The organism is Aequorivita viscosa, assembly GCF_900106795.1.
In the GTDB taxonomy this organism is placed as follows: Bacteria; Bacteroidota; Bacteroidia; order Flavobacteriales; family Flavobacteriaceae; genus Aequorivita; species Aequorivita viscosa.
In genome coordinates this window covers 1-23401 of record NZ_FNNS01000010.1, presented here as the reverse complement: position 1 = coordinate 23401, position 23401 = coordinate 1, and the positions used below count along the sequence as shown (strand labels likewise).

Annotated in this window: 25 protein-coding genes and 1 tRNA gene; 9 read left to right on the top strand and 17 right to left on the bottom strand. The window is 35.5% G+C overall.

Annotation, left to right across the window (positions count from 1 at the left end):
* Positions 1 to 20: 20 nt before the first annotated feature.
* Positions 21 to 1562: an acyl-CoA carboxylase subunit beta gene (locus tag BLW28_RS07390; protein WP_073217494.1), complete on the top strand. Its 1542-nt coding sequence runs from the start codon at positions 21 to 23 to the stop codon at positions 1560 to 1562.
* A 210-nt stretch (positions 1563 to 1772) separates the two neighbouring features.
* Here the strand turns inward: BLW28_RS07390 and BLW28_RS07385 are convergent, their stop codons facing one another.
* The 8 genes from BLW28_RS07385 to BLW28_RS07350 form a co-directional block, all read right to left on the bottom strand.
* Positions 1773 to 2234 (bottom strand): Fur family transcriptional regulator, encoded by a 462-nt coding sequence (locus BLW28_RS07385; protein WP_073217491.1) that lies wholly within the window; start codon positions 2232 to 2234, stop codon positions 1773 to 1775.
* A gap of 183 nt (positions 2235 to 2417) precedes the next feature.
* Positions 2418 to 2609, bottom strand: a complete 192-nt coding sequence (locus tag BLW28_RS07380) for a cold-shock protein (protein WP_073217699.1) — start codon at positions 2607 to 2609, stop codon at positions 2418 to 2420.
* Between the two features lie 579 nt (positions 2610 to 3188).
* Positions 3189 to 3767: an MliC family protein gene (locus BLW28_RS07375; protein WP_073217489.1), complete on the bottom strand. Its 579-nt coding sequence runs from the start codon at positions 3765 to 3767 to the stop codon at positions 3189 to 3191.
* Between the two features lie 209 nt (positions 3768 to 3976).
* Positions 3977 to 4609 (bottom strand): NAD(P)H-dependent oxidoreductase, encoded by a 633-nt coding sequence (locus BLW28_RS07370; protein WP_073217485.1) that lies wholly within the window; start codon positions 4607 to 4609, stop codon positions 3977 to 3979.
* A 5-nt stretch (positions 4610 to 4614) separates the two neighbouring features.
* Complete coding sequence (locus BLW28_RS07365; protein ID WP_073217481.1) at positions 4615 to 5133, bottom strand: YceI family protein; 519 nt, start codon at positions 5131 to 5133, stop codon at positions 4615 to 4617.
* A 35-nt stretch (positions 5134 to 5168) separates the two neighbouring features.
* Positions 5169 to 5456, bottom strand: a complete 288-nt coding sequence (locus tag BLW28_RS07360; RefSeq protein ID WP_073217475.1) for a GNAT family N-acetyltransferase — start codon at positions 5454 to 5456, stop codon at positions 5169 to 5171.
* A gap of 41 nt (positions 5457 to 5497) precedes the next feature.
* Positions 5498 to 6211: a pirin family protein gene (locus tag BLW28_RS07355; RefSeq protein ID WP_073217696.1), complete on the bottom strand. Its 714-nt coding sequence runs from the start codon at positions 6209 to 6211 to the stop codon at positions 5498 to 5500.
* Between the two features lie 280 nt (positions 6212 to 6491).
* Positions 6492 to 7346 carry an AraC family transcriptional regulator gene (locus BLW28_RS07350; protein ID WP_234946462.1) on the bottom strand — a complete coding sequence of 285 codons (855 nt, stop codon included), beginning with the start codon at positions 7344 to 7346 and terminating at the stop codon, positions 6492 to 6494.
* A gap of 361 nt (positions 7347 to 7707) precedes the next feature.
* On the opposite strand from BLW28_RS07350, the gene BLW28_RS07340 reads away from it, so the two are divergent.
* The 3 genes from BLW28_RS07340 (at position 7708) to BLW28_RS07330 (ending at position 9387) form a co-directional block, all read left to right on the top strand.
* Complete coding sequence (locus BLW28_RS07340; RefSeq protein ID WP_073217470.1) at positions 7708 to 8088, top strand: T9SS type A sorting domain-containing protein; 381 nt, start codon at positions 7708 to 7710, stop codon at positions 8086 to 8088.
* Between the two features lie 43 nt (positions 8089 to 8131).
* A complete protein-coding gene (locus tag BLW28_RS07335; RefSeq protein WP_073217468.1) occupies positions 8132 to 8344 on the top strand; it encodes a hypothetical protein in 213 nt (70 codons plus the stop codon).
* Positions 8345 to 8979: 635 nt separating this feature from the next.
* Complete coding sequence (locus tag BLW28_RS07330; protein ID WP_073222068.1) at positions 8980 to 9387, top strand: MFS transporter; 408 nt, start codon at positions 8980 to 8982, stop codon at positions 9385 to 9387.
* A gap of 61 nt (positions 9388 to 9448) precedes the next feature.
* Here the strand turns inward: BLW28_RS07330 and BLW28_RS07325 are convergent, their stop codons facing one another.
* Positions 9449 to 11800 (bottom strand): patatin-like phospholipase family protein, encoded by a 2352-nt coding sequence (locus BLW28_RS07325; RefSeq protein ID WP_234946506.1) that lies wholly within the window; start codon positions 11798 to 11800, stop codon positions 9449 to 9451.
* A 272-nt stretch (positions 11801 to 12072) separates the two neighbouring features.
* On the opposite strand from BLW28_RS07325, the gene BLW28_RS07320 reads away from it, so the two are divergent.
* On the top strand, positions 12073 to 13890 hold the full coding sequence (locus BLW28_RS07320; protein ID WP_073222071.1) for a TonB-dependent receptor plug domain-containing protein: 1818 nt from the start codon (positions 12073 to 12075) through the stop codon (positions 13888 to 13890).
* 177 nt (positions 13891 to 14067) lie between these two features.
* Here the strand turns inward: BLW28_RS07320 and BLW28_RS07315 are convergent, their stop codons facing one another.
* From BLW28_RS07315 to BLW28_RS07295, 5 genes are all read right to left on the bottom strand, one after another.
* Positions 14068 to 14640, bottom strand: a complete 573-nt coding sequence (locus tag BLW28_RS07315; RefSeq protein WP_073222073.1) for a hypothetical protein — start codon at positions 14638 to 14640, stop codon at positions 14068 to 14070.
* 139 nt (positions 14641 to 14779) lie between these two features.
* Entirely contained in the window at positions 14780 to 15739 is a 960-nt protein-coding gene (locus BLW28_RS07310; RefSeq protein WP_083540872.1) for an endonuclease/exonuclease/phosphatase family protein, read from the bottom strand.
* Between the two features lie 70 nt (positions 15740 to 15809).
* Positions 15810 to 16562: a 5'-methylthioadenosine/adenosylhomocysteine nucleosidase gene (locus BLW28_RS07305; protein ID WP_073222076.1), complete on the bottom strand. Its 753-nt coding sequence runs from the start codon at positions 16560 to 16562 to the stop codon at positions 15810 to 15812.
* 97 nt (positions 16563 to 16659) lie between these two features.
* Positions 16660 to 17097 (bottom strand): nucleoside deaminase, encoded by a 438-nt coding sequence (locus BLW28_RS07300; protein ID WP_073222079.1) that lies wholly within the window; start codon positions 17095 to 17097, stop codon positions 16660 to 16662.
* Between the two features lie 17 nt (positions 17098 to 17114).
* Positions 17115 to 17618, bottom strand: coding sequence for a cupin domain-containing protein (locus BLW28_RS07295; protein ID WP_073222082.1), 504 nt, complete (start codon positions 17616 to 17618; stop codon positions 17115 to 17117).
* Positions 17619 to 17889: 271 nt separating this feature from the next.
* On the opposite strand from BLW28_RS07295, the gene BLW28_RS07290 reads away from it, so the two are divergent.
* Positions 17890 to 17965, top strand: a tRNA-His gene (locus BLW28_RS07290).
* Positions 17966 to 18684: 719 nt separating this feature from the next.
* Here BLW28_RS07290 and BLW28_RS07285 read toward each other — a convergent pair.
* Complete coding sequence (locus tag BLW28_RS07285) at positions 18685 to 19689, bottom strand: M28 family metallopeptidase (RefSeq protein WP_073222085.1); 1005 nt, start codon at positions 19687 to 19689, stop codon at positions 18685 to 18687.
* 26 nt (positions 19690 to 19715) lie between these two features.
* On the bottom strand, positions 19716 to 20051 hold the full coding sequence (locus BLW28_RS07280; RefSeq protein WP_073222089.1) for a hypothetical protein: 336 nt from the start codon (positions 20049 to 20051) through the stop codon (positions 19716 to 19718).
* 143 nt (positions 20052 to 20194) lie between these two features.
* On the opposite strand from BLW28_RS07280, the gene BLW28_RS07275 reads away from it, so the two are divergent.
* Positions 20195 to 21580 carry an MBL fold metallo-hydrolase gene (locus BLW28_RS07275; protein WP_073222106.1) on the top strand — a complete coding sequence of 462 codons (1386 nt, stop codon included), beginning with the start codon at positions 20195 to 20197 and terminating at the stop codon, positions 21578 to 21580.
* Positions 21581 to 21666: 86 nt separating this feature from the next.
* Here the strand turns inward: BLW28_RS07275 and BLW28_RS07270 are convergent, their stop codons facing one another.
* Positions 21667 to 22149: a ferritin-like domain-containing protein gene (locus BLW28_RS07270; RefSeq protein WP_073222093.1), complete on the bottom strand. Its 483-nt coding sequence runs from the start codon at positions 22147 to 22149 to the stop codon at positions 21667 to 21669.
* A 277-nt stretch (positions 22150 to 22426) separates the two neighbouring features.
* On the opposite strand from BLW28_RS07270, the gene BLW28_RS07265 reads away from it, so the two are divergent.
* Together BLW28_RS07265 and BLW28_RS07260 are read left to right on the top strand one after the other, a co-directional pair.
* A complete protein-coding gene (locus BLW28_RS07265) occupies positions 22427 to 23098 on the top strand; it encodes an NAD(P)/FAD-dependent oxidoreductase (protein WP_317042272.1) in 672 nt (223 codons plus the stop codon).
* 59 nt (positions 23099 to 23157) lie between these two features.
* Positions 23158 to 23401 (top strand): transposase (locus BLW28_RS07260; RefSeq protein ID WP_177165881.1); only part of this gene is annotated, 244 nt, incomplete at its 3' end.

Genomic DNA, 23401 nt, shown 5'->3' with positions numbered 1-23401 from the left:
GGGGTTTTAATGGAATTAATATGACCGACAACAATAAAAAACTGCACGAAATGATTTCTGAAGCCAAAATGGGCGGCGGAGAAAAACGAATTGCAAAACAGCACCAAAAGAAAAAACTTACAGCACGGGAACGTGTTGAATATTTATTGGACGAAGGCTCTTTTGAAGAAATGGGCATCCTCGTTACCCACAGAACTACAGATTTCAATATGCAAGATGAAGTCTATTATGGCGACGGTGTGATTACAGGATACGGAACAATCGATGGCCGATTAGTCTATGTTTTTGCTCAAGACTTCACGGTTTTTGGAGGCGCATTATCTGAAACTCACGCAGAGAAAATCTGCAAAGTAATGGATCACGCTGTGAGTGTGGGCGCTCCAATCATTGGTTTGAATGATTCCGGCGGAGCACGTATTCAAGAAGGAGTTCGCTCCTTGGGTGGTTATGCCGATATTTTTTATAGAAACGTTCAGGCTTCGGGAGTAATCCCACAGATTTCGGCCATTATGGGACCTTGCGCCGGTGGAGCAGTGTATTCCCCTGCTATGACCGATTTCACGTTAATGGTTCAGGACAGCAGCTATATGTTTGTTACAGGACCCAATGTGGTTAAAACAGTAACAAATGAAACTGTAACTTCCGAAGAACTTGGAGGTGCTCGGACACACGCAACTAAAAGTGGCGTAACGCATTTTACTGCAGCCAATGACATTGTGTGTTTGGAACAAGTTAAGACTCTGCTTAGCTATATGCCCCAAAACAACAAAATGGTTCCTGAAAAACTTCCTTATGAGATTCAGGAGGAATATAGAGATGAGCTCGAAACCATCGTTCCAGATTCTGCAAACAAGCCTTATGACATGCACGATGTTATAAAAGGAATTATAGACGAAGACTCTTTCTTTGAAGTTCATAAAGACTACGCAGATAACATTATAGTTGGCTTTGCACGACTTGGCGGACGCAGTATAGGTATTGTAGCCAATCAACCAATGAGTTTGGCTGGAGTTTTAGATGTAGATAGTTCTATAAAAGGTGCTCGCTTCACGCGTTTCTGCGACTGTTTCAACATTCCGTTGCTGGTTTTGGTGGATGTACCTGGATTTTTACCTGGAACCGACCAAGAATGGAATGGCATCATTTTAAACGGCGCAAAACTGCTTTATGCCTTAAGTGAGGCAACCGTGCCAAGAGTTACCGTTATTACCAGAAAAGCATACGGAGGTGCTTATGATGTAATGAATAGCAAGCACATTGGCGCTGACATGAATTACGCGTGGCCAACAGCCGAAATTGCAGTAATGGGCGCAAAAGGTGCGAGTGAGATTATTTTCAGAAAAGAAATCGCTGCTGCGGAAGACCCTGCCTTAAAACTTTCAGAAAAAGAAGCCGAATATGCCGAAAAGTTTGCAAACCCGTTTAAAGCTGCTCAACGTGGCTTTATTGACGAAGTAATTCAGCCAAGGGAAACTCGTAGAAAACTCCTGAAAGCTTTTGCTATGTTGGAAACCAAGGAGGTTATAAGGCCAAATAGAAAACACGGGAATATTCCGCTTTAGAGACTAGAGACTAGAGACTAGAGACTAGAGACTAGAGACTAGAGACTAGAGACTAGAGACTAGAGACTAGAGACTAGAGACTAGAGAAAATATTTTAAAAATTTTATTACATCAAATTTTTAATATTATTTATCACTTTAACTCATGTTAATTAACAAGTTCATTAACAGGGGATTGCCGAGTGATTAATTTGAAAAAATAAAGATAGGCTTATTTGAGGTTGCATTGTTTACAGACTCCTTTTACCACTAAATTTACGTCTTTGGCTTCGTATCCATCAGGAAGGTTGATGTGAGGGATTTTATATTGGGTTAGGCAGACTGTTTCATTGCAATTAGTGCAGTGAAAATGTAGATGTAAATCCTGTTCAATTTGGCAATTACAACCTGGTTCACACAGCGCGTATTTTGAAATTCCTGTACCGTCATCAATTTGGTGGACGATTCCATTTTCCTCAAAAGTCTTTAAGGTCCGGTACAAGGTAGTGCGTTCGCAATTATCAAAATATGCTTCAATGTTGCCCAGACTAACAGCGGTTTGCTTTTCCAAAAGAAATCGGAAAATCAATAGGCGCATCGCTGTGGGCCGTACTTTCTTACTTTCGAGAAATTCCTCTATGGTATTCGTTTTAGGCTTACACCAATCGCGTAAAAGGCTTTTCTGTGCGTTCATAATTATTATTTGGAATGTAGTGTTATCCTTATTCAGGAAAATTGCAATTTTATCCTATTCCAAAGATACTAACTATTTCACGGAACGAGTGTTTGCAGCATACTTCTCAACAAAATTAAAATAACAAAGCCGCTTAAATTGCTTTAAACGACTTTATTAATAACTGATTAGAATGGTGTTCTATTACAACAATCGTACTTTTACTGCGCTAAGACCTTTATCTCCTTGCTCAACTTCAAACTGTACTTTATCATCCTCACGGATATTGTCTATAAGATTAGTTGAATGGACAAAAATATCTTGATCTGTGTCTGTTACTTTAATAAAACCAAAACCTTTGGCTTCGTTAAAAAATTTTACTGTACCTTCTTTCATTACTTCTGTTTTTTTATTTAATAGTTTGTTTATAAATTCTTTTAACATGATTCTTTTACTGTGTTTTAATTGAAATTTCTTGATGCGTAAACCCCTTCTCAATCCTTTGCCTTTCGCATTCCAAATTACAAAAGGTATAAGGGATAGCCAGTGCTATAAACAAGAAGCCGCAAATAGTGAATTGATTAAGATGAAAACTTTTGTGGAGAATATTTACTATTAACCCTGCTGGTCTTGACCATAAAACGCCCATTATACTGTGATTGTTTATGTATAAAAGGAAGCGAAGGTTTATTTAAAATTGGGTAGAAATTAAAAAAAGATAAGCTTACTAATTCGTTTATGCGGTAAATGTAACTGAAATTAAGCGGCCACATCCATGTTATATGTTAAAGAATGGACTAAAAGAATGCTTCCTCTCTTCACTTCTACCCTACTAACGCTTTCAAAACTTTCAATCATGAAATTATATTATGCGTGATATGATTGGAATAAACATGTACGCCAATTAAAAAGGGCCCAACTATAACTAGCTCGACCCTTGTTTTTATTCTTGTTTAGAGCGATTACCTTGAATCCTTAATTTTTAAATACTGTTTTTCCGTTTTTAGTTAATTCTACGCTTTCTCCTTTTCCTCTCAATTCGTATTGATCGTTTTTATACCATATTCCAGAGGCCGCTCTCTCTGCCACTAAATCTATCTGCTCGCCGCCGTTAAGGTAAGCTTTGGCGGTGCCTTCGGTGTTGTTGAATGTTATATCGAGTGTTTGTCCGTCTTTGTCCTTCAGGGTAGATTGAACAATATCGTCTTCATGTTCAAAAACTACTTTTCCATCTTTTTTTAACTGAAGGTTATTTCCTTTTCCGCGTAATTCGTACTTATCGTTCTGGTACCAAAAACCCGATGCAGCTTGTTGCTGAGGGAGTTCAACGGTTTCTCCTTCAAATACAAAAGTTGCTGTGCCTTGAGTATTGTTAAATACAACTTCTAATTCTTTACCATCTTTATCGATGGTTGTAGTAGTTACAAAATCATCAGACGTTATTTCAACTGTTTCTGTGGTTGTAACTTCTGCATTTTCTTGTTTTGGTGTTTCTTTACAAGAAGCTAATAATAAAGCTCCTAAAGCTGCGATTGTTAGAATATTCTTTATCATTTTTTTGTTGATTTTTGTTACTGTTTCATTTGTGTTCTTCTGTCAATATACTTATCATTTCAGAAGTTGCCACATCATAGTTAAGCAAGAAGTTTGCCACAAGAAAGACTTTTACAAAAGTTTATGAGTTTAATGAAACAAAAAACAATTTAAACATAAACTACAACCGTTTTTTAGTAATTATCAACTTTAAAATAGCTTAAATGAGATCAGTAAAGTAGCTCAAAAAGTGAAGAAATAGGCTTTCTTACTTTTTTATTGTTTTGAGCTATGTTATCAGCATATCTATATCCCACTGCTAGCAAAGCACTCGCATTGAGTCCTTTTTCCTTTAAACCTAATTTTATGTTGTAATCTTCAGCATCAAAGCCTTCCATTGGCGTGGCGTCAATTTGCAGCTCGGCGCACGCAATTAATGCGGTAGACAATGCCATATAAGCTTGTTTGGCTGTCCAATGAAACATTTCGACATCCGATTTTTCCTTCATTTTTTCTTTTACAAACTCGCCATAGCCAGAAATTTTTTCGATTGGAATGTTATTTGTTTTAGCTCTTAGTTGCATCATCCCATCTACGTCTTCGTCTGTCACCTTAATTTTATTGCAAAACACAAATAAATGGGAAGCATCTGTAATTTGTGACTGATTCCAGGATAAAGGTTTTAACGCTTCTTTTAAAGCTGGATCTTTAATTTCCAAAACTTTAAATGGCTGTAATCCATAAGAAGAGGCAGTTAATTGGACTGCCTCTTTTATGTAGTTTATATCTTTTTCTGACACTTTTTTGGAAGCATCATACTTCTTGGTGGCATAACGCCATTTTAGATTATCTACTAATTGCATTTATCTTATGCTTGCTTAGTGAATTGTACGTCAACCACCAATTTCACCTTGTCAGAAACTACAATGCTTCCAGCTTCTGTAACAGCGTTCCAAGTTAGGCCGAAATCTTTTCTACTAACTTCTCCTCTAATTTCCAACCCAGCTTTTGTTTGGCCATAAGGGTCTACTGCAACACCATTAAGCTCAGCATCTAATGTAACTTCTTTGGTTATGTCCCTAATTGTTAAGTCTCCTACCAATTTATCCCCATTAAATGATTTTGAAACAAATTTCATTTCAGGAAACTTCTCAGAGTTGAAGAAATCGTCCGATTGCAAATGCGCGTCCCTATCTTTGTTTTTGGTGTTTATGGATGCTGTTTTTGCGCTAAACTCTAAAACTGCACCGTTAAAATCGTCACCATCTGTTTTTGCAGTTGCCTGAAAATCTTCAAAATGACCTGTTACGGTTGAAATCATCATATGCTTTACTTTAAAAGCGATTTCTGAATGTGTGTTGTCTAATGTCCAATTTGTGTTTTTCATTTTATTTATTTTTAATTGTTATTAATTAATCTGATTTAATATTTTTTTAATACGTCTTGTATGTCTGGTAACTTCTTAAACATAGCATTAGCGAAAGGGCATAATGGTAAGATTTTAAGGTTTTTTTCTCGTGCCATTTCAACAATTTTATACAACAATTGCTTGCCCACTCCTTTGCCTTCAAAACCTGGGGCTACTTCTGTATGGTCTACGATAATAAAATCTGAAGCAGGTATGGAATAAGTCATTTCTCCAGCTCTTTTTCCGTCCTCACGAGCCATTGCAAAACCTTTACTTTCTTGTTCTTTTATGATTATTTCCATTTTATGTTTTTCTGAAGTTAATGTATGAATGAATTTGTTCGTTATAAAGACATTGGCACTTCCATTAACAGTACGCGCGCGTTTTCAGTTGCTTTTACATTAATAGAATCTGTATCCCAAATGCCCATTCCATCTCTTTTGGAAAGTTTTTGATTATTAATTTCCACATCTCCTTCAAGGATGAAAGCGTAAACACCATTTCCTTCTTTTTTGATTTTGTATTCATCCGAATTGCCCTTGGTGAATTTCCCAATATGAAACCACGCGTCTTGATTAATCCAAACGCCTTGGTCATTTTTGTTTGGAGAAAGTACTTGGTAAAACTCATTATTTTTTGCGATATCCCTAATTGAAATTTGGTCATAACGAGGTGCTAAATTCTTCTTTTTAGGGAAAATCCATATTTGAAGAAACTTCACTTCCTTGTCTTTATTTTTGTTGTATTCTGAATGCGTGATTCCAGTTCCTGCACTCAACACTTGAACGTCACCTTCTTTAATTACAGCAACATTTCCCATACTGTCTTTATGCTCCAAATCGCCTTCTAATGGAATTGAAATAATTTCCATATTGTCGTGTGGGTGTGTTCCAAACCCCATTCCTGCGGCTACCGTATCGTCATTTAAAACACGCAGTACGCCAAAATTCATGCGCTCCGGATTGTGATAATTTGCGAAGCTAAAAGTATGGTGTGAGTTTAACCAACCGTGGTTTGCGCTTCCTCTTGTTTCTGCTTTGTGAATTATTGTATTCATAGTAAGTATATTTATATTGGGTAAATGATTAAATCCTACTTTTTGCATCAATGTATCGTGAGTAGATTTTGTGTATTGGCTATCCGTTGCTTTAAGTAATTGCGGTGCAACAGTCCCAACTATCCCTGTTAAAAGGGCTTTTTTTATAAACTTCTTACGGTCCATATTCTTTGCTTTAAAAGTGTAGTACAAATATATAACCTGCTAGTAGTCTGTGGAATATGAAAAACAGGGATAGACTTATGAAAATCCGATGTTTTAAGACTAAACCGCTACTTTCTTAAAATTTGAAGGAGAAACCTGCGTGTTTTTTTTTGAAGAACGCACTGAAGTTTGCTGGCTCACTAAAACCCAATTCGTATGCAATTTCTTTATTCGCCAAGTCTGTAAAATAGAGTAGTCTTTTTGCTTCGGTAATAATTCTTGCTTGAATATAATCTTTTGCCGTTTTACCTATTCTCGCTTTTACTGTGCGGTTTAAATGATCTGGTGAAATATGAAGTTCATTAGCGTAAAATGTTGTAGCATGTTCCTTTTTATAGTTAGCATCTACCACTTTTTTAAACGCCCTAATTAAATTATCTCCAGAAGAATCAACATCAGATTCGATTGGGTTAATAGAACAAATATTATTACATTCTATTAAAAGAAGCTTTAAAAATGCACCAATAGACAAATTCTTCATTGCTGAATCGCTATTGAATAAATTAAAAATGTTTTGAGCAAAACCTTCTATCGCCCTAAATTGAGTTTCATTTGGCATTAACGGCGGACTTTGACCGTAGTTTTGAAAAAGATTCAAACTGTCTATAAACGATAAGGGAATAGAATTTTCTACTAAGAACTGATTCGAAAATGTCATTGCATAACCAATAGACTTTTCCGTTTCAATAACTTGGTGTACTTGCCCTGGAGCTACAAAGTAAATCTGTTTGTTGGACAAGTCGTAGGTGTTGAAGTCAATTTTATGCTCTCCTTTTGCCTTGTTGATAATTAAAACCGTGTAGTAATTGTGTCTATGAGGCTCGTCAACTTCTCCGTTTCGTTTTGTGTAAATATCCTCCATTTTAGATATCCCAAAACTCACATTCCTGTGATCAGCATTTACTTTTTGATAGGTTTTGACGGCACTCATATTTAATTATTTTTTAGCTTAAAAAACTACATCATAAACTTTGCTCAATCCGTCTATCGGGTATAAGCCACATAATTGCAACAATAGCGTAAAAAGCTATTGATACCAAAGGATGCAATAAAGCAGTTACAATTCCTAGTAAATAAAAAACTATTGAAATTTTTCCTTTTCTATCTGAGCCAACAACTTTTCTTAATGGAAACTCCTCGCCGTGTGATTTTATGATTTGTGCTTGCAAGATAAAATAAGCAATTGCACAAAACAACAATACTACGCCATAGGATAATACCGGTAGCACGTCTGTATAACTTTCGCCTATCCAAGCTGTAGTAAATGGAATTAAAGATAACCAAAAAAGTAAATGCAGGTTTACCCAAAGTATTTTGCCATTCACCTTTTTAAAGTTGATGGCGACGAACCATTAAGTGCTGCAACCGATCGATTCATTATAGGAGCAGAACAACGTTTAGCTATAGACGACAATAGTCTGCTTTCAGGAATCAGCCTCTTCCCTAACCCATTAAATGGAAACCTATTCTATATTAATGCGCCAAATTTAAACGGAGAAGAGCTAACAGTTAGCATCAGCGACTTGACTGGAAGAAGTATCTCTGAAAAGACTTTGGAGTGTCGTGATAATACGATAATTGTACCAATGGGCGATACTATAGCTTCAGGTGTTTATATGGTTACACTGAAACACGGTGGAGAAATTATTACATATAAATTGATTAAAACATAACAATTTAAAAAATAATTGTTATATTTAAAATAAAAATCAAGTTATGAGAACAGAAAAGAGATTTATTAACAGAAAAGCAGTACTCCTATTTACTGGTTTACTGATTGTTGGTAGTTTAACTGCAAATGCACAAATAGGGTTGCCTGGGGGAGATCCTAATATTCCAGATGCCCCAATCGATGGTTTCCTAAGTATTGGATTGATTGCTGGAGCTTGCATTGGCCTGCGCAAAAAAATAAAAGGACTAAAGAATTAACACTTCAAATGTTCACTATTTTAACTGAAGAGAGAAGCCCACCACTGGCTTCTCTCTTTTTTTCGTTACTAGGTGTTGTAACTTTTCTATATTTGAAAAAATGTTTCATCAGCAATAGCGTCCTAAACGTTTTTACTAATCTCTGCAAAACACCTTATTTTATTAATATTTTTGGAGGTTTAATGTTTTAAGGGGTTGAAAATTAAATGTCAAATCGGCCTATCGGAAATTTATCGTAAAATTTGAAATGAGAGCAGCGTTAAAAATTTTAGGCTGTTTGAGCATTATAAATTTTTATATTTAGCAAGAAATATCAAAGCGAGTTCCTAAAATTTAGCTGCCGAATGATAAATTTAGATAAAGTTTCGTCAGCCTAGACTTTTTTGTTTCTTTTTTGGGCGATGCAAAAAAGAAAAGAGGTCGAAAAAAATTAAAAAACTTTTCAAATGGACAACAAAATTTATTTAGGACAGGATTGTTTCATCAGCCAAGATTCATAAAAAACACAAGTTAAAATGATGCAAATCATTCAGCCAATTCAATTCTGAATGAATGATTGATTTAGTGAGTCAAAATTTCAAACATTAATAAAATAGGTTATAAAATAAATTACCAAACGTTAACCCCAGTCCCCTATGTCAGCTAAAATCAGAACACTAAAGATTATTCATATAGCAATTTGTGCTGGTATACTTTTGGTCTATTTATTTATAGGCAACATCTCCTTAGAAATCCTTGATTTTCCATCTATAGGGTCGTCGTCAAGTGTCTATTTATTTATTCCCGTAGCAGCTTTTGCCCTTGGAAATATATTATTCAACCAGCAATTAAAGCAAGTAGATAGAACCCTACCCTTAGAAGATAATTTTGGAACTTATCAAACTGCATCAATTATTCGATGGGCTATTTTGGAAGGGGCTGCCTTCTTAATATTATTTCTAGCTCCTCAATTCACACTCTTCGGACTATTTATAATTATCTATGTGATATTTTTAAGGCCTACAGAAGACAAAATGAAAACAGACCTTCAATATTTAGATTAAGGTACAGACCAGATATTTACATTTTATTGAGTTTATCGTAAATCTGTGTTCAGTTAATCATTTAATTTGAAGCATTTAAATGAAATCCAATGCCGATAAAAAATCGAAGTTTATCTATATTATTGACCCAAGAAACATCAAAATTTATAGGTCCGAGCAGCGAATTATATGAAAATGTAGTTCCTGTTGAAATTAAATAGCTGGATTCAGCGGCTTCAGACCATTTTGCATCAGAATTTATAGCGTTATTAATGTAATCTCCAAAATCTCCAAACCCGATTGAAGCGGCGTTTATATGGGGTGTAATGTAAATATTATTCATCGCATTAATTTGCATTGCTATAGTTAACTTTATAAACTGACTTACAACCAACTCCTCCTCTTGCAACCCAGGAAAAACGTGATAAGCACTTCTCGCTGCGTTTACATTTCCGCCAAGAAAATACTTAGAATTCAAAGTTGCATCAGAAAATAGAATCTCATCACCTGTTTTAGTATCTTCAAAAATAAAATGTCCAGACAATCCGAGAACGGTTACAACTTTATCTGACAAGCCAAATCGTTTATCTGCATCAATTCCCAGACGTGTAAAGCCATTTGTAGCTCCGTCATAATCTGGAATCGTATTATCTGTAAAAACTACATTTAAATTGCCATATAAAGATCTTCCTAGGTAACTTTTCAGGTGTGTTCCCTTAGTTGCAAAATGAACTTGATTCATGCTATTATAGTCATAATGTGCATACAACTCAATATCGTAATTGTTGTAATAACTAAACTTGAATAAGTTCTCGTTAAATTCAGGATTAACAGTCGGTTTAATATTGGTGTTGTCATATTTTAACCCAATCCCAATATAACTTCGAAGTGGACTTATATTCCAATTGGCTTGGTTGTCGAAAAGATGATATCTATTTCTAACATTTTCAACGTATTCCCCTTTTAGAAATACCTTTTGTTTTAGCTGTTGTCCATACAATTCAGCACGCCACCACCAGTTTCTATCGTGCCCAAAATTCTTTTGATACTGTAGTCTTAATTTAGGTTGTTCGGCAATGTCTGCAGTTATCAAAGTTCTCGATGCATTGCCTATAATATTCCTTCCTGTGTAATTAAAAACAACTCCAATGCCGTGGTATCCATCATAATGAAGACCGCCTTTTAATTGATGAGGCGAACGCTCAACACCGTTTAAGTGCAAGGCTACTTCATTCTCATCAATATCTAAATCATACGCTATTTGCGTAAAAAGAGTTGTTCCCATAGCTCTATTAACTCCAGCTATCACGTCTTCAATATAATAAAGTGTATCTACTTCTATATTTGCATGTGCTTTCACCAGTGCAAAATTTTCTTTACTTATACCATTATAAGTAATCGTATCTAAACTAAACTTACCTCGCTTTTTTGGTGCGCTAACCGTACGTTGCTCATACTGCTTTAACATTGTGGACAATGCCGTAAGCGTATCAATCTTTTCACTTAAAGCTTTTTTTCCATCTTCGTATAAAATATTCGCTTTATTAAAATCTGCGGTTGAATAAGATAACTTACCGCTATGATCGATCAAAATATCACAAAGGGCTCTGTTCTCAGGTCTTTTTATATTACTATTCAACATGGTTGCTTGAGACATTAATTTAGGAATTTTATTAAGAGTTTCCTTCGTAAATGGCTTATCTCCTACATCACTACCAATAATAATATCCGCTCCCATATTTTTGGCTACATCTACCGGAAAATTATTTAAAAGTCCGCCATCTATCAACAGAGTTTCTTCATAAGGAACAGCTTGAAACACTCCTGGAATTGACATACTGGCTCGCATTGCTAGGGCTAAGGAACCTTTATTTAAGACTACCTCCTTTCCGTTTACAATGTCTGTTGCTAAAGCCCTAAAAGGAATCTCCAAATCGTCAAAATCGGTTACGTCATACACGGGAAAGGTAAGGATGGAGATAAACTCTCTTAAACTCTGATCATTTACTAAAAAATTACCAAGTCGTAGATTGCCCTCTACCCAATCCATTTCAATGGCATAGCGTCCAAATTCAGCCTTTTCTTCAGGACTCACGTTTTGTAATGAAATACCACCACTCATCAATTCATCCCAGTTTGTTTTTTGTAAAATTCCATGAATACTATCTCCAGAGTAACCCATTGCGTAAAGTGCTCCAACAATACTCCCCATACTATTACCAACAACTAAATCTGGCACAATCCCCAACGAGTCGAGCGCTTGTAAAGTTGGAATATGTGCTAATCCTTTTGCTCCTCCTCCACTAAGAACCAAGGCTACTTTTGGCTTTTTGCCTTGGGGTAAAGTTGGTTTTTCACTCTTAGTATCTTGGGCATTAGCAACAGAACTAGCAAGGAGCCCCATAATTGTTAAAAATAAAATCACTCTATTCATAGATGGTTGGTTTACTGACTGTAATAAACAAATGGTTTTAAATTAATTAATTATTCTTACCACTCTTGATACTTTTATAACTAGTGCTGAAGTAAACATAAACACTATTAGTTAATAAAGTTAAACATTCGCAAAAAAACATATCGCAAATTACAAAAAAAATAAAACAGCAATAGCAATGAACAAAGGGCTTTTCAAGTAAAATATGTTGATATTTCTTGAACAATTTAGAATTAAGGTTTTGTATTTTCGCCCACTTTAAAAAACCAAAAATGATTAACAAACCTTTACTTCTACTTTTTCTAATCCCAGTCTTCCTCACCGCGCAAGAAAATCCAGAAACCCAAGAACAACTTAACGAAGTCGTGGTTTCAGCCAACAGAATCGATATTCCTTTTTCAGAAGATTCACGAACGATTACGGTTATTACAGCCGAAGATATTAAAGCAAGTCCCGCCTCTTCGTTAGTTAAATTATTACAGGAAACAACAGGACTGGATATCCGCCAACGTGGAACCGACGGCATGCAAGCAGATCTTTACATTCGTGGCGGTGGTTTTGACCAAACCCTACTCCTTATCGACGGAATAAAAATGGACGATTCGCAAACGGGACATCATACATTAAACGCCGCTTTACCGCTGGAAGTCATTGAACGAATAGAAATCATTAAAGGTCCCGCAGCACGTGTTTATGGGCAAAATGCATTTACCGGTGCTGTCAATATTATCACAAAGAAAAAAAGCAATAATCACCTTTCTGTAGGATTACAAGGTGGTTCATACGAACAATTAGGGGCTTCTGTTACCGCTAATAGTAATTTTAAAAACTCGAACCATTTGGTTCATTATTCCCGAAACGCATCGGAAGGATATCGCCACAATACAGATTACGATAACCAGAACTATTTCCTGAAAAGTGTATTCAATACTGAAAATAGACCTATTGAACTCTTAGCTTCGTTCTCCGAAAGAAAGTTTGGAGCCAATGGATTTTATGCCACTCCTGCCGCTACAGAACAATACGAAGAGACGCAAACCAGTGTTGTAGGGCTTTCAACAAAATATCAAATTAACAAGTTAACCCTTTCGCCACAAATCTATTGGAGAAGAAATCAGGATCTTTATTTATACAACCGGCAAAACCCAACAGGCTATCGCAACCTTCATATTTCCAACAAAATTGGAGCGCAAATAAACGGTTCATACACATCAAACCTTGGAATTACTGGCTTCGGAGCTAGTTTTGATAAAGTTTATATGTCGAGCAACAATTTAGGAAATCATTCCAGAGTAATGACTACTTGGTTTTTAGAACAGCGTTTTAAGTTTTTAAATGAACGTATCGATTTCACGCCAGGAGTGGCATTGGCTTATTATTCCGACTTTAAGTTTCATTTTTTTCCAGGAATTGATGCGGGAATCGATATAACCGATAACTTCAGAATGTATGCCAATGCAGGTTATACCTATAGAATCCCTACATACACCGATTTATACTATAGTGACCCGAATACTTTAGGCAATGATCAATTAAAACCCGAAGAAGCTATTGCAGAAGAAATTGGTTTTAAGTTTAATTCAACTAAAGTGCGGGCAACGTTGGTATTTTTCAACAGAGATTCTAAGAACCTCATCGACTTTGTGAAAAACACCGAGGAAGAATCGTATCAGGCTACCAATATTAGAAGTTTAAATACAAAAGGACTTGAAGCTTCCATCGATTATAGCTTTAATTTGGCTAATAAAAAACAAAGCATAAACCTAGGCTATACTTATATTGACGATGAGGTGAAGGAGCTAGCATTACCTTTTTCCCGTTATTCGATAAATTCACTAAAGCATCAGTTTGTTGCCAACTTTAAATCGCGATTTTTTAAAAACTTTTCTCAAACAATTCTCTTTAAATATGCTGCTCGTACCGAAGGTGACGATTATAATATTGTCGATGTTTCCCTAAATTATCAACAACAGCAATTTGAATTTTCTGTAACGGGAAATAACATTTTTAATACGGAATATTCAGAAGCCAACTTGGTGCCAATGCCCAAAGGAAATGTGTTGTTTGGGGTTAGTTATAAATTTGAATAACACTGTGAAGATGAAGTCGAAGATGAAGTGAAGTGAAGTGAATTTCAAACTAATCGAAGATATGAATCCGACTCTGGTAGATGAAATTAAAATTCGTGAATTCGTGGTTAAAGGCTTACCACAAATTCACGAATTTTTTTATTGTAATTCTTTAGTAATATAAAAAAAGTAGCGCGTTTACTGAATTGGCTGGCCTACTGCTATCGACCCTGTTCCTGTACACCGAATAATTTCGCCATTGCTAGTAAAAATATCGAAATCGCCATCAAATTGTAATGTATAACTTGCAGCACGAATTGCACTTGACGACTGTTCAATATTTTTACCGGTTATAGTAACTGTTCCTGAAACAGCTCTAAAAATCCGGTTGGTCGCTGTATCGTGAAGTTCTAGCAAAGACCCTTCTCGGCTTTGATAAGCGTTGTAATCCAAATTTAAGGGGTTTCCATTTTCTTTAAGAATAAAACCTCCTTTTATACTGTTGGAATCGTGATTAAAGTTTAGCGTCAAGGCTCCGTAATTTCCTATTCCTTCATCAAAATTTCCAACTTGTATAGCACTAGTTATAGATCCAGCATAGGCATACCTAAATGTGTTTGACCCTGTTTCATTCTGAAATACCATGTCGTAAGAATGAAGCTTGTTTCCTTGATTGTCATTGCTATTATCATCACTTTTACTGCAAGAAGAAAAAGCAACGATTAAACCGACCAAAACCAATTTTACTAAATTTTGATAAACAACTTTCATATAATTTTAAATTAAGTAATTATTTTTTTTGCAATATAAATATAAAAGAATAAAAACGCACAATTTTAAAAAAGAATGCAATAGAAACTTAATTTGTAGATAAAAAATGCAAAGACAATAACGAGTATTAGTAACAAACTCACATTACTTTAAATTCTAAATATACTGGTAGATGATCTGAAATTTTTCTAGCACCTTTTAACGCTACACAAGTTTTTACAAAGTCAACAATACCTGAAGTAATCAATTCAATTCCGGCTGCAAAATATATATTGTCGATATCGTGATTGCGATAGCTTCCGTTTAAACATGTTCGCTTTAAAGTAGTTGCTTCGTTATTTAAAGCACTTTTAAATCCTATATTATAGAACGGTTTCCATACCTTGTTACGTTCATTAAGGTTGAAATCGCCAGCAATTAGAATTTTATTTGAAAGAAACCGTTCGGGATAATTGATAAAATGTACAATTTCCTCTTCTGGTTTATCATCGTACTTTCGTGAATGATAATTCACCACGTAAAACTGCTCATTCTTTCCTTTCACCCTAAAGGCACCTATGTAAGGCTCCCTATAACACAAATCTTTCAAATCGTCATCCAAATAAGCTTTATGAACAATAGTTACTTTTGACGTCTTCCACAAAAAAGCATACCGCTCACTCATATAAACCGATGGGCTTTTGGTTGGATTACTAATTTGATAGTCCCACTTAGCTCCCATTCTGTTAAGTTCATCAGCGATTTTTGCAATGGCCTGTGCGCCAGCGGGATCCTTAGCAACTACTTCTTGTATGGCAACAACATCAAAATCGCGTAGAATGTTTGCAATTTCATAAATGCTTTCAGAGGATTTGGAGCGACCTAAATCTTGAATATTCCACGATACAAGACTTACAGTTTCAGAATTAAAACCATTTAATTTATTTTGAAGCAGCCTATTTTCTCCCTCTTCCTCGTGAATTAAATTATTTGTGATTTCTGAAGAATTCTCCCGCCAATTTATATCAAGGCTTGATTGACCAAACGTGAAGAAACAAAGAAGTGCAAGGAAAATTCCGATAGATAATTTCGAATAAAATCTAGATGATTTGTGTTTCATATATAACGCTATAGCTTACTAGTTAAACGGGATTTATTGCATAGTCTAAAAAATAACTAAGCATAGTAATTTAAGCATTTTCATGTTCAAAAAGCTCCCGAATAATTCCTTCGGAATAGTTACTTGCTATGGAAGCTATAAATTTGGTGAAGTCCATATCTGATTGTGTATCTGCCGCGTCGGATATAGTTCGGATAATAGTAAAAGGAATTCCAAATTCATAACAAACTTGTGCTACAGCAGCACCCTCCATTTCAACACAGGCAATGTTGGGTAATCCTTCTTCGATAATGTTTTTATCAGTATTAGAAGCTATAAACCTGTCGCCACTGGCTATATTTCCAATAATTACTCTTGGAGATTTTATTCTGAATTCTTCTAAATCTTCTGAAGAAATTGTTTTTTTTATATTCTTTAAAAACCTTTCTGCAGCAGCTTTTGCTTCCTCTTGTTTCTCCTGCTCTGTTTCAAAAAACAATTTATTTAATAATGGTATTTCATACTGCGCCATCAACGGTCGAGCGTCCATATCGTGCTGAAATAGTTTGTCTGAAATAACGACGTCGCCAACTTTAAGCGTGTGATTAATTGCCCCGGCCACTCCTGTAAAAATAAGTTCAGTCACCTTAAACTTCAATAACAATGTGCTGACGGTTGTAGCCGCTGCCACTTTCCCCCAACGAGAAAAAACAATGACGGCTGGCTTTGCAAATAGCACCCCTTCATAATAGGTTCTCATACCTATTGTGGTTGATTTTACATCTTTAAGTTGATCGAGAAGATTATTTACTTCTTCCGGCATTGCACCCATTATTCCAATCATTCCTATTTGGCTTTATTCGTTTTAATTATTGTTTTAAAAGAAATTGAAAACAAACTCTTTAATCCTATGTCATGCGTCAATTTACGCTATGCCGTGATTAAACCCCGATATCCTCATTCCACAGACTTGGCTTCTCTTTTATAAAAGTGTCCATGAGTTCTTTGCATCGGGCATCATCAACAACGATTACCTCAACGCCTCTTTCTTTGAGCAGCTTTTCTTCCCCCATAAAGGTTTTATTTTCGCCAATAATAACTTTCGGAATTCCATAAAGCAAGATGGTACCAGAGCACATTGGGCAAGGCGACAATGTAGTATATAGCACACTTTCTTGATAAACCTTTGCTTCTTGCCTACCTGCGTTTTCCAAAGCATCCATTTCGCCGTGGAGGATTACACTTCCGTTTTGCACTCTGCGATTGTGGCCACGACCAATTATTTTACCATTGTGTACCAAAACAGAGCCAATCGGGATTCCTCCTTCCGCCAAACCACGCTCCGCTTCTTTAACGGCTTCTATAAAAAAATTATCCATAAAATTTGTTTTTAAAATTATTGATGTGTTAATCGAGTGATTAATTTTTCATGTTTCGGATATTTAGAAACTAAATCTTTCCTGCTGGGAAGTGTGAAGTCGGCAAAGTCAAATCCTGGTGCCACTGTGCAACCTACAAGAGAATAGCTGTCTTTTTCACTAACTTCAGCAGCAAACCAACATCCCCCTGCAACGACCAATTGTGGCATTTCTCCTTTCGAAAAATTTCGTCCAATAGTATATGCTGAATACTCTCCGTTTTCAGAAATTACGTGAAGCTGAATTGGTGCACCTTCGTAAAAATGCCAAATTTCATCTTGGTTCACCTTATGAAAAGATGAAAAATTATTGGAGGTCATCAAAAAATAGATACAAGTAGAATAGTTTCGCTTTCCACTGTATTCATTCCCAAGACTATCTTTGTTAATTTCTCCAACACTTCTGTACGTTTCTTTAAAGTAACCGCCTTCAGGATGCGGTTGTAGTTCTAATTTTTCAATAAGATATTCAATAGGTGCCATATAGTATTCATTATTTTTTGCAATATACAAATTCTCGCTTTTAATAGATTTATTTTTATTTTTTCTAAATTATTTAAAGGAAATAGCAATAATACACTACAGAATCTTCGAATTTTTAAAATTATAATTTGTCAGACCACCTAATTATGAGTGCTTAGAATTGAAATAGGTAACGGAAATGATTAAAAAACATCGAAGTCTATTGCGCATCCTCAATAATTGATTTATATTTGCAACCGCTTAGAAAGTCAAAAACATTCTTTGCAAAAATGGTGGTTGTAGCTCAGCTGGTTAGAGCGCTTGATTGTGGTTCAAGAGGTCGCCGGTTCGAAACCGGTCTTCCACCCAAAAACCAAATCCTCCTTGAAAAAGGGGGATTTTTTTGTTTAGAACATATTTAATGAAAATAATATAGGTTGAGAAGTTTATCCTGAGCGACATCCTAAGTGCATTTTGAGTCCAAAGCTAAAACGACATTACTATATAAGCAACCTCGATTTATCTTGAGCATGGCCGAAAAAATGACTCTGAGAATATACTATGAAATGAACTTTTCACTTTCCCACTGATCAAAGTAGAAGTGCTTATAGTACCCTTTCTTCTCGGAAATCAATCTCTTTTTAAAATGTCTAAATTTTCAAGAATAATTGGAGTTTATACATAAAATTTTGTAAATTCACCTAGTAGCTTATTTTAAAGGCAGTTACAGCTGTTTTGAAAAAATTGGCAACTTTTCCAAAAAACTAGGCAACTTTTTAAAAAAACATGTGCAACTTTTGAATAAAAGTTGCACATGTTTTTTATATATCTCCCTAGACATTTCATGAAACTTCCTATTAGTTTTGATTATTTAATAGGATAAAACAATTTGAATGTCAAGAAGTAGTTTTAATAGCGTCGCAAAACAAGAAAAAATTGAATAAAATTCCGCTGATATTTAGGATAAATAGATGAAATTAAAAACAGAATTTCAGCAAAAACAAAATCCCCCTAAATTAGGAGGATTTTTAATTTAATGCGTCTAGACGCTAACAATCTTGATTCAAGATGTCCAGAGCATTTTTATCTAATCTAACTTAATCCGCTCATCGCGATTTGCCAATTCCCAAGCTGTTAAAAAGATAAGTTTTGAACGCTTAGCCAGCAAGTCATATTCAATTTTATCAGGCGTGTCGGTCATTTTGTGGTAATCTTCATGTACTCCATTGAAATAGAAAATTACTGGAATATTGTTCTTGGCGAAATTATAATGGTCACTTCTATAGTAAAAACGATTGGGGTCATTTGGATCATCAAATTTATAATCTAGTTCCAAATTGATGTATTTGTTATTAACTTCGGTTGAAACATCTTGCAATTCTTGACTTAACATATTACTCCCTATTAAATAAAGATAATCTGGATTGTCTTTTTTGTCTGGATCTATTCTACCAATCATATCGATATTAAGGTTAGCTACTGTGTTTCCTAATGGAAAAACAGGGTTTTCAACATAATATGCTGAGCCAAATAGCCCGATTTCTTCACCAGTTACGTGTAAAAATAAAATAGAACGTTTAGGGCCGTTGCCATCTTTCACTGCGTTTTGAAAAGCCGCTGCCATTTCCATCATTGCCACTGTTCCACTTCCATCATCATCGGCGCCGTTAAATACATTTCCGTCACTGTCTGTTCCTACGTGATCTAAATGTGCCGAAATAACAATCAATTCATCTGGTTTTTCAGATCCTTTAATATAAGCTAATACGTTTTCAGAAGGCTTATTGTTTGAGCGTCCGTTAAAATAACTAGCCGGAATTTCTTGATAATAATTGTCTCCGCCAAAAGCAGAAGCAACGCCGTTGGCCATGTAAAAATCACGGATATATTCAACCGCCTTCTTTTGTCCACTTGTTCCCGTCATTCTACCTTCCATTTCATCGCCAGCATACACATATAGCTTTTCCATGAGGCTTTGTGATGTAATAGTATTGGCGTAATCGAGATTAGAACTTTTTTCGCTTGTAGTTTGACTAGTTGAGTTGCAAGAAAGAAATAGCATTGCAGATGCTAAATAAAAAAATAATTTCATTGGTTAAGGATAAATTATTGTACAAATTATTCAAAAAAGGTAAGTTCAAATTGGTCTTTGGCAGCCTCAGCATCAGCTTTCTTTTTATAATGCATTTTGTGAACCTTCACTACCTCACTTCCAGATTGGTCTTGAGATTTTACGGTTACTTTAACTATATATTCTACATTTGGGCCATCTCCATCTGCAGGATTCGTTGTTAATTCAACAGATTCGTCACTAAACTCGGTACCTTTAGGAAGGTCTAACTTTTCAATAATATCTTTTTTTGCTAATTCACGAACTGTATCGTGATCTGATTTGGTATCTGAAGAACAGGCAACAATTGCAATTGTCAAAATAAGAAAGAATAACTTTTTCATGATAATTATAGTTTAGATTAGCTGTAAAGATAAAAGAAGTTTGAAGCCCTAATGCAAAAGTTTTGTGAAAATGCATCTTTGTAAAAGCTTCATTTATTTTATGACTTCGACAATCCTTATATTTGCTAAAAAAACAAGAGAAAATGAAGATTGAACAAATTTATACGGGTTGCCTATCGCAAGGTGCTTATTATATTGAGAGCAATGGCGAAGTCGCAATTATAGATCCACTTCGAGAAACCAAACCATATTTGGAACGAGCGGAAAAAGACAATGCAAAAATTAAATATATTTTTGAAACACATTTCCATGCCGATTTTGTTAGCGGACATCTTACACTCGCTCAACAAACAGATGCCGATATAATTTATGGACCTTTGGCAAACCCTTCATTCAAAGCTGTTATAGCCACAGATGGTGAAGTCTTTAAGTTGGGAAACATTACAATTACTGCAATTCATACTCCGGGTCATACAATGGAAAGTACAACCTATCTATTGAAAGATGAAAACGGAAAAGACCATGCTATTTTTAGCGGAGACACCTTATTTCTTGGTGATGTTGGTAGGCCTGACCTTGCCCAAAAAGCAAATGAAGTTACGCAAGAAGACTTGGCCGGGATTCTTTTTGATAGTCTTAGAAACAAGATTATGCCTTTAGCTGACGATGTGATTGTTTATCCTGCACACGGTGCTGGTTCTGCCTGCGGAAAGAATATGATGAAAGAAACCGTAGACACCTTAGGCAACCAAAGAAAGATGAATTACGCGCTTCGTGCCGATATGACCCGTGAGGAATTTATACAGGAAGTAACTGATGGATTGGCTCCACCACCACTCTACTTCCCTATGAATGTAAAAATGAATCGCGAAGGATATTCAGATTTTAATAAAGTTCTTGCCGATGGTACAAAACCATTAAGTCCCGAGGCATTTGAACGTTTAGCGAATGAAACTGATGCAATAGTTCTAGATGTTAGAAACCAAATAGATTTTATCGACGAACATATTCCACGTTCTATTTTTATTGGTTTGGATGGTGGTTTTGCTCCTTGGGTAGGAGCCTTGTTGGCCGATGTGCAACAAAAAATTCTTTTAGTTGTTCCTCCAGGAAGAGAAGAAGAGGCTGTTTCACGTTTGTCGCGTGTTGGCTTTGATAACACCATTGGTTATTTAGAAGGCGGAATTGAAGGTTGGAAAGCAGCTGGAAAAGAAATAGATACTGTAGATTCTGTTGATGCTGAAGGTCTAAAAGAAATTATAGAGGACGATCTTCCCGTTTTTGATGTTCGAAATGACGGTGAATATGTTAATGGTAATTTGTCGTGTGCAGCTCACGTTCCACTCGGATCTTTAAACGATTACGTTGGTGGTTTTCCAAGTGGAAACAAATGTTATTTATATTGTGCGGGAGGTTATCGCTCGGTAATTGCCGCATCAATTCTAAAAAGTAGAGGCATACATAATGTCGTAAATATTGCGGGAGGTTTTGCTGCTATTAAAGAAGCTGGAATTCCAATAGAGGCATAACACCCCATTAAACTAAATTACAAAAGCCCGAAACAGTGAAATGTCTCGGGCTTTTCATTATCAATTTTATTTTTCTGTGCCTATAATTAATCATTATCTGCAAGATCTTCCAATCGTTTAACTTGCGAAAGTGTTTGGTGAATTTCACTCGACTGCTTCTGTAGTACGCTTGACACCTGAGGTGGGAAATTGTACTTCTTAAGTTTTTCATCATATTCTTCTGCGCTCGCTTTTTCACCACGAATACACTCTTCAAGTACTGCTTCATCTTCATTTCCAACAACGGCAGTTTTTAAGTCAATCCAAGTTCTATGTAAATCTCCTGTTACACTTCCACTTTCTTTTGGTTCTTCATTTAAGTTACGAAGTTCTTGTGTTATTTCAGTTGCAAATCGACTTCGTTGAGCCGCTTGCCGTTTAAGGAATTGTTTTAAATTTTCACTTTTGGCGTTTCCCATAGCTTTGGCAAAACCTTTTTCAGCATCATAATTTTTCACCAACAAATCCTGTAGGTTACTAGTAATTTCATCATGAATATTTTGATCTGCAATTTCTTTTGTAGTTTTCATAGTTGTTATTTTTTTGTTTCAATAAATATAATTATCAGCATACGTAAAAGCTCTTATAGTTTTCTTAATTAATATGTGTTTAACGCTATTATCAGGGTTATTCATAAATATATCACAACAGCAAAACAACTTCACTTTCCTTTTTTGTAACTTTCAATAAAAAACTATGGATATACGATCAAACGAGCCGTATTCGCTTATTAAAAATGCTTTACCTCAGAGCTATCCTTCACTTAAAGAGTCTATTTCAACAGAGGTTCTCGTCGTTGGTGCATGAATTACGGGTGCCTTAATCGCTTTTAAACTTTTGGAAGCAGGAAAAAAAGTAGTAATCGTAGATAAACGCGACGTGTGTAACGGTAGCACCGCAGCTAGTACTTCCATGCTGCAATATGAAATTGACGTGCCGCTTCATCAACTAATCGAACAGGTTGGCTTAACTATAGCTGTTTCGAGTTATCAAAACTGTGAGGAAGCTATTAAGGAATTAAAATCTATCATCGATAAAATTAAAAGCGATTGCGGATTTAAACTTCAAAAAAGTATCTACTTCACTTCTACTAAAAAAGACATTTCTTTTCTTAAAAAAGAATTTGAAGCAAGAAAGAAATACGGATTTAAGGTTAAATGGCTTTCGAAAGTCGATTTTGAGAAATTAGGACTTAAAGCTTACGCGGGTATAGAATCTGCCTCGGGAGCAAGAATGGACGTATATAAATTCGCTAACGATCTTTTAGAATTCAATTGTTCCCAAGGAGCAACAATATACGACCGAACAGAAATTGACCTTATTAAAGAGACGGATAACGAGATAATTGCGAAAACAAAAAACGGATTTACCATTGAAGCAGATACTGTAATTCACTGCACAGGATATGAAAGTATAGAAACCGTTAATGAAAATATTGTAAATTTAAAAAGGGACTATCTCATAAAGTGTGTTAGTTAAAAAAATAGCGGGGGCCGGCCCCCGCTATTTTTTTAACTAATTTTAAATTTTTACACATTATGAAGAAAGATGATTTAATTTCAGATGATTTTCTGAAGCAGTTCAAAACTCACGAAGAGCTCACGGGCTTTTTGAAGCAGATCCAGAAACGTGGTATCGAAAAGATGCTCGAAGGTGAGCTCGATAGCCACCTTGATTACGACAAGTACCAAAAGTCTACTGACGCTAATGTGCGCAACGGTCACACCAAGAAGAAAATAAAAACTTCCTTTGGTGAATCCGAGATTGCCGTCCCCAGGGATA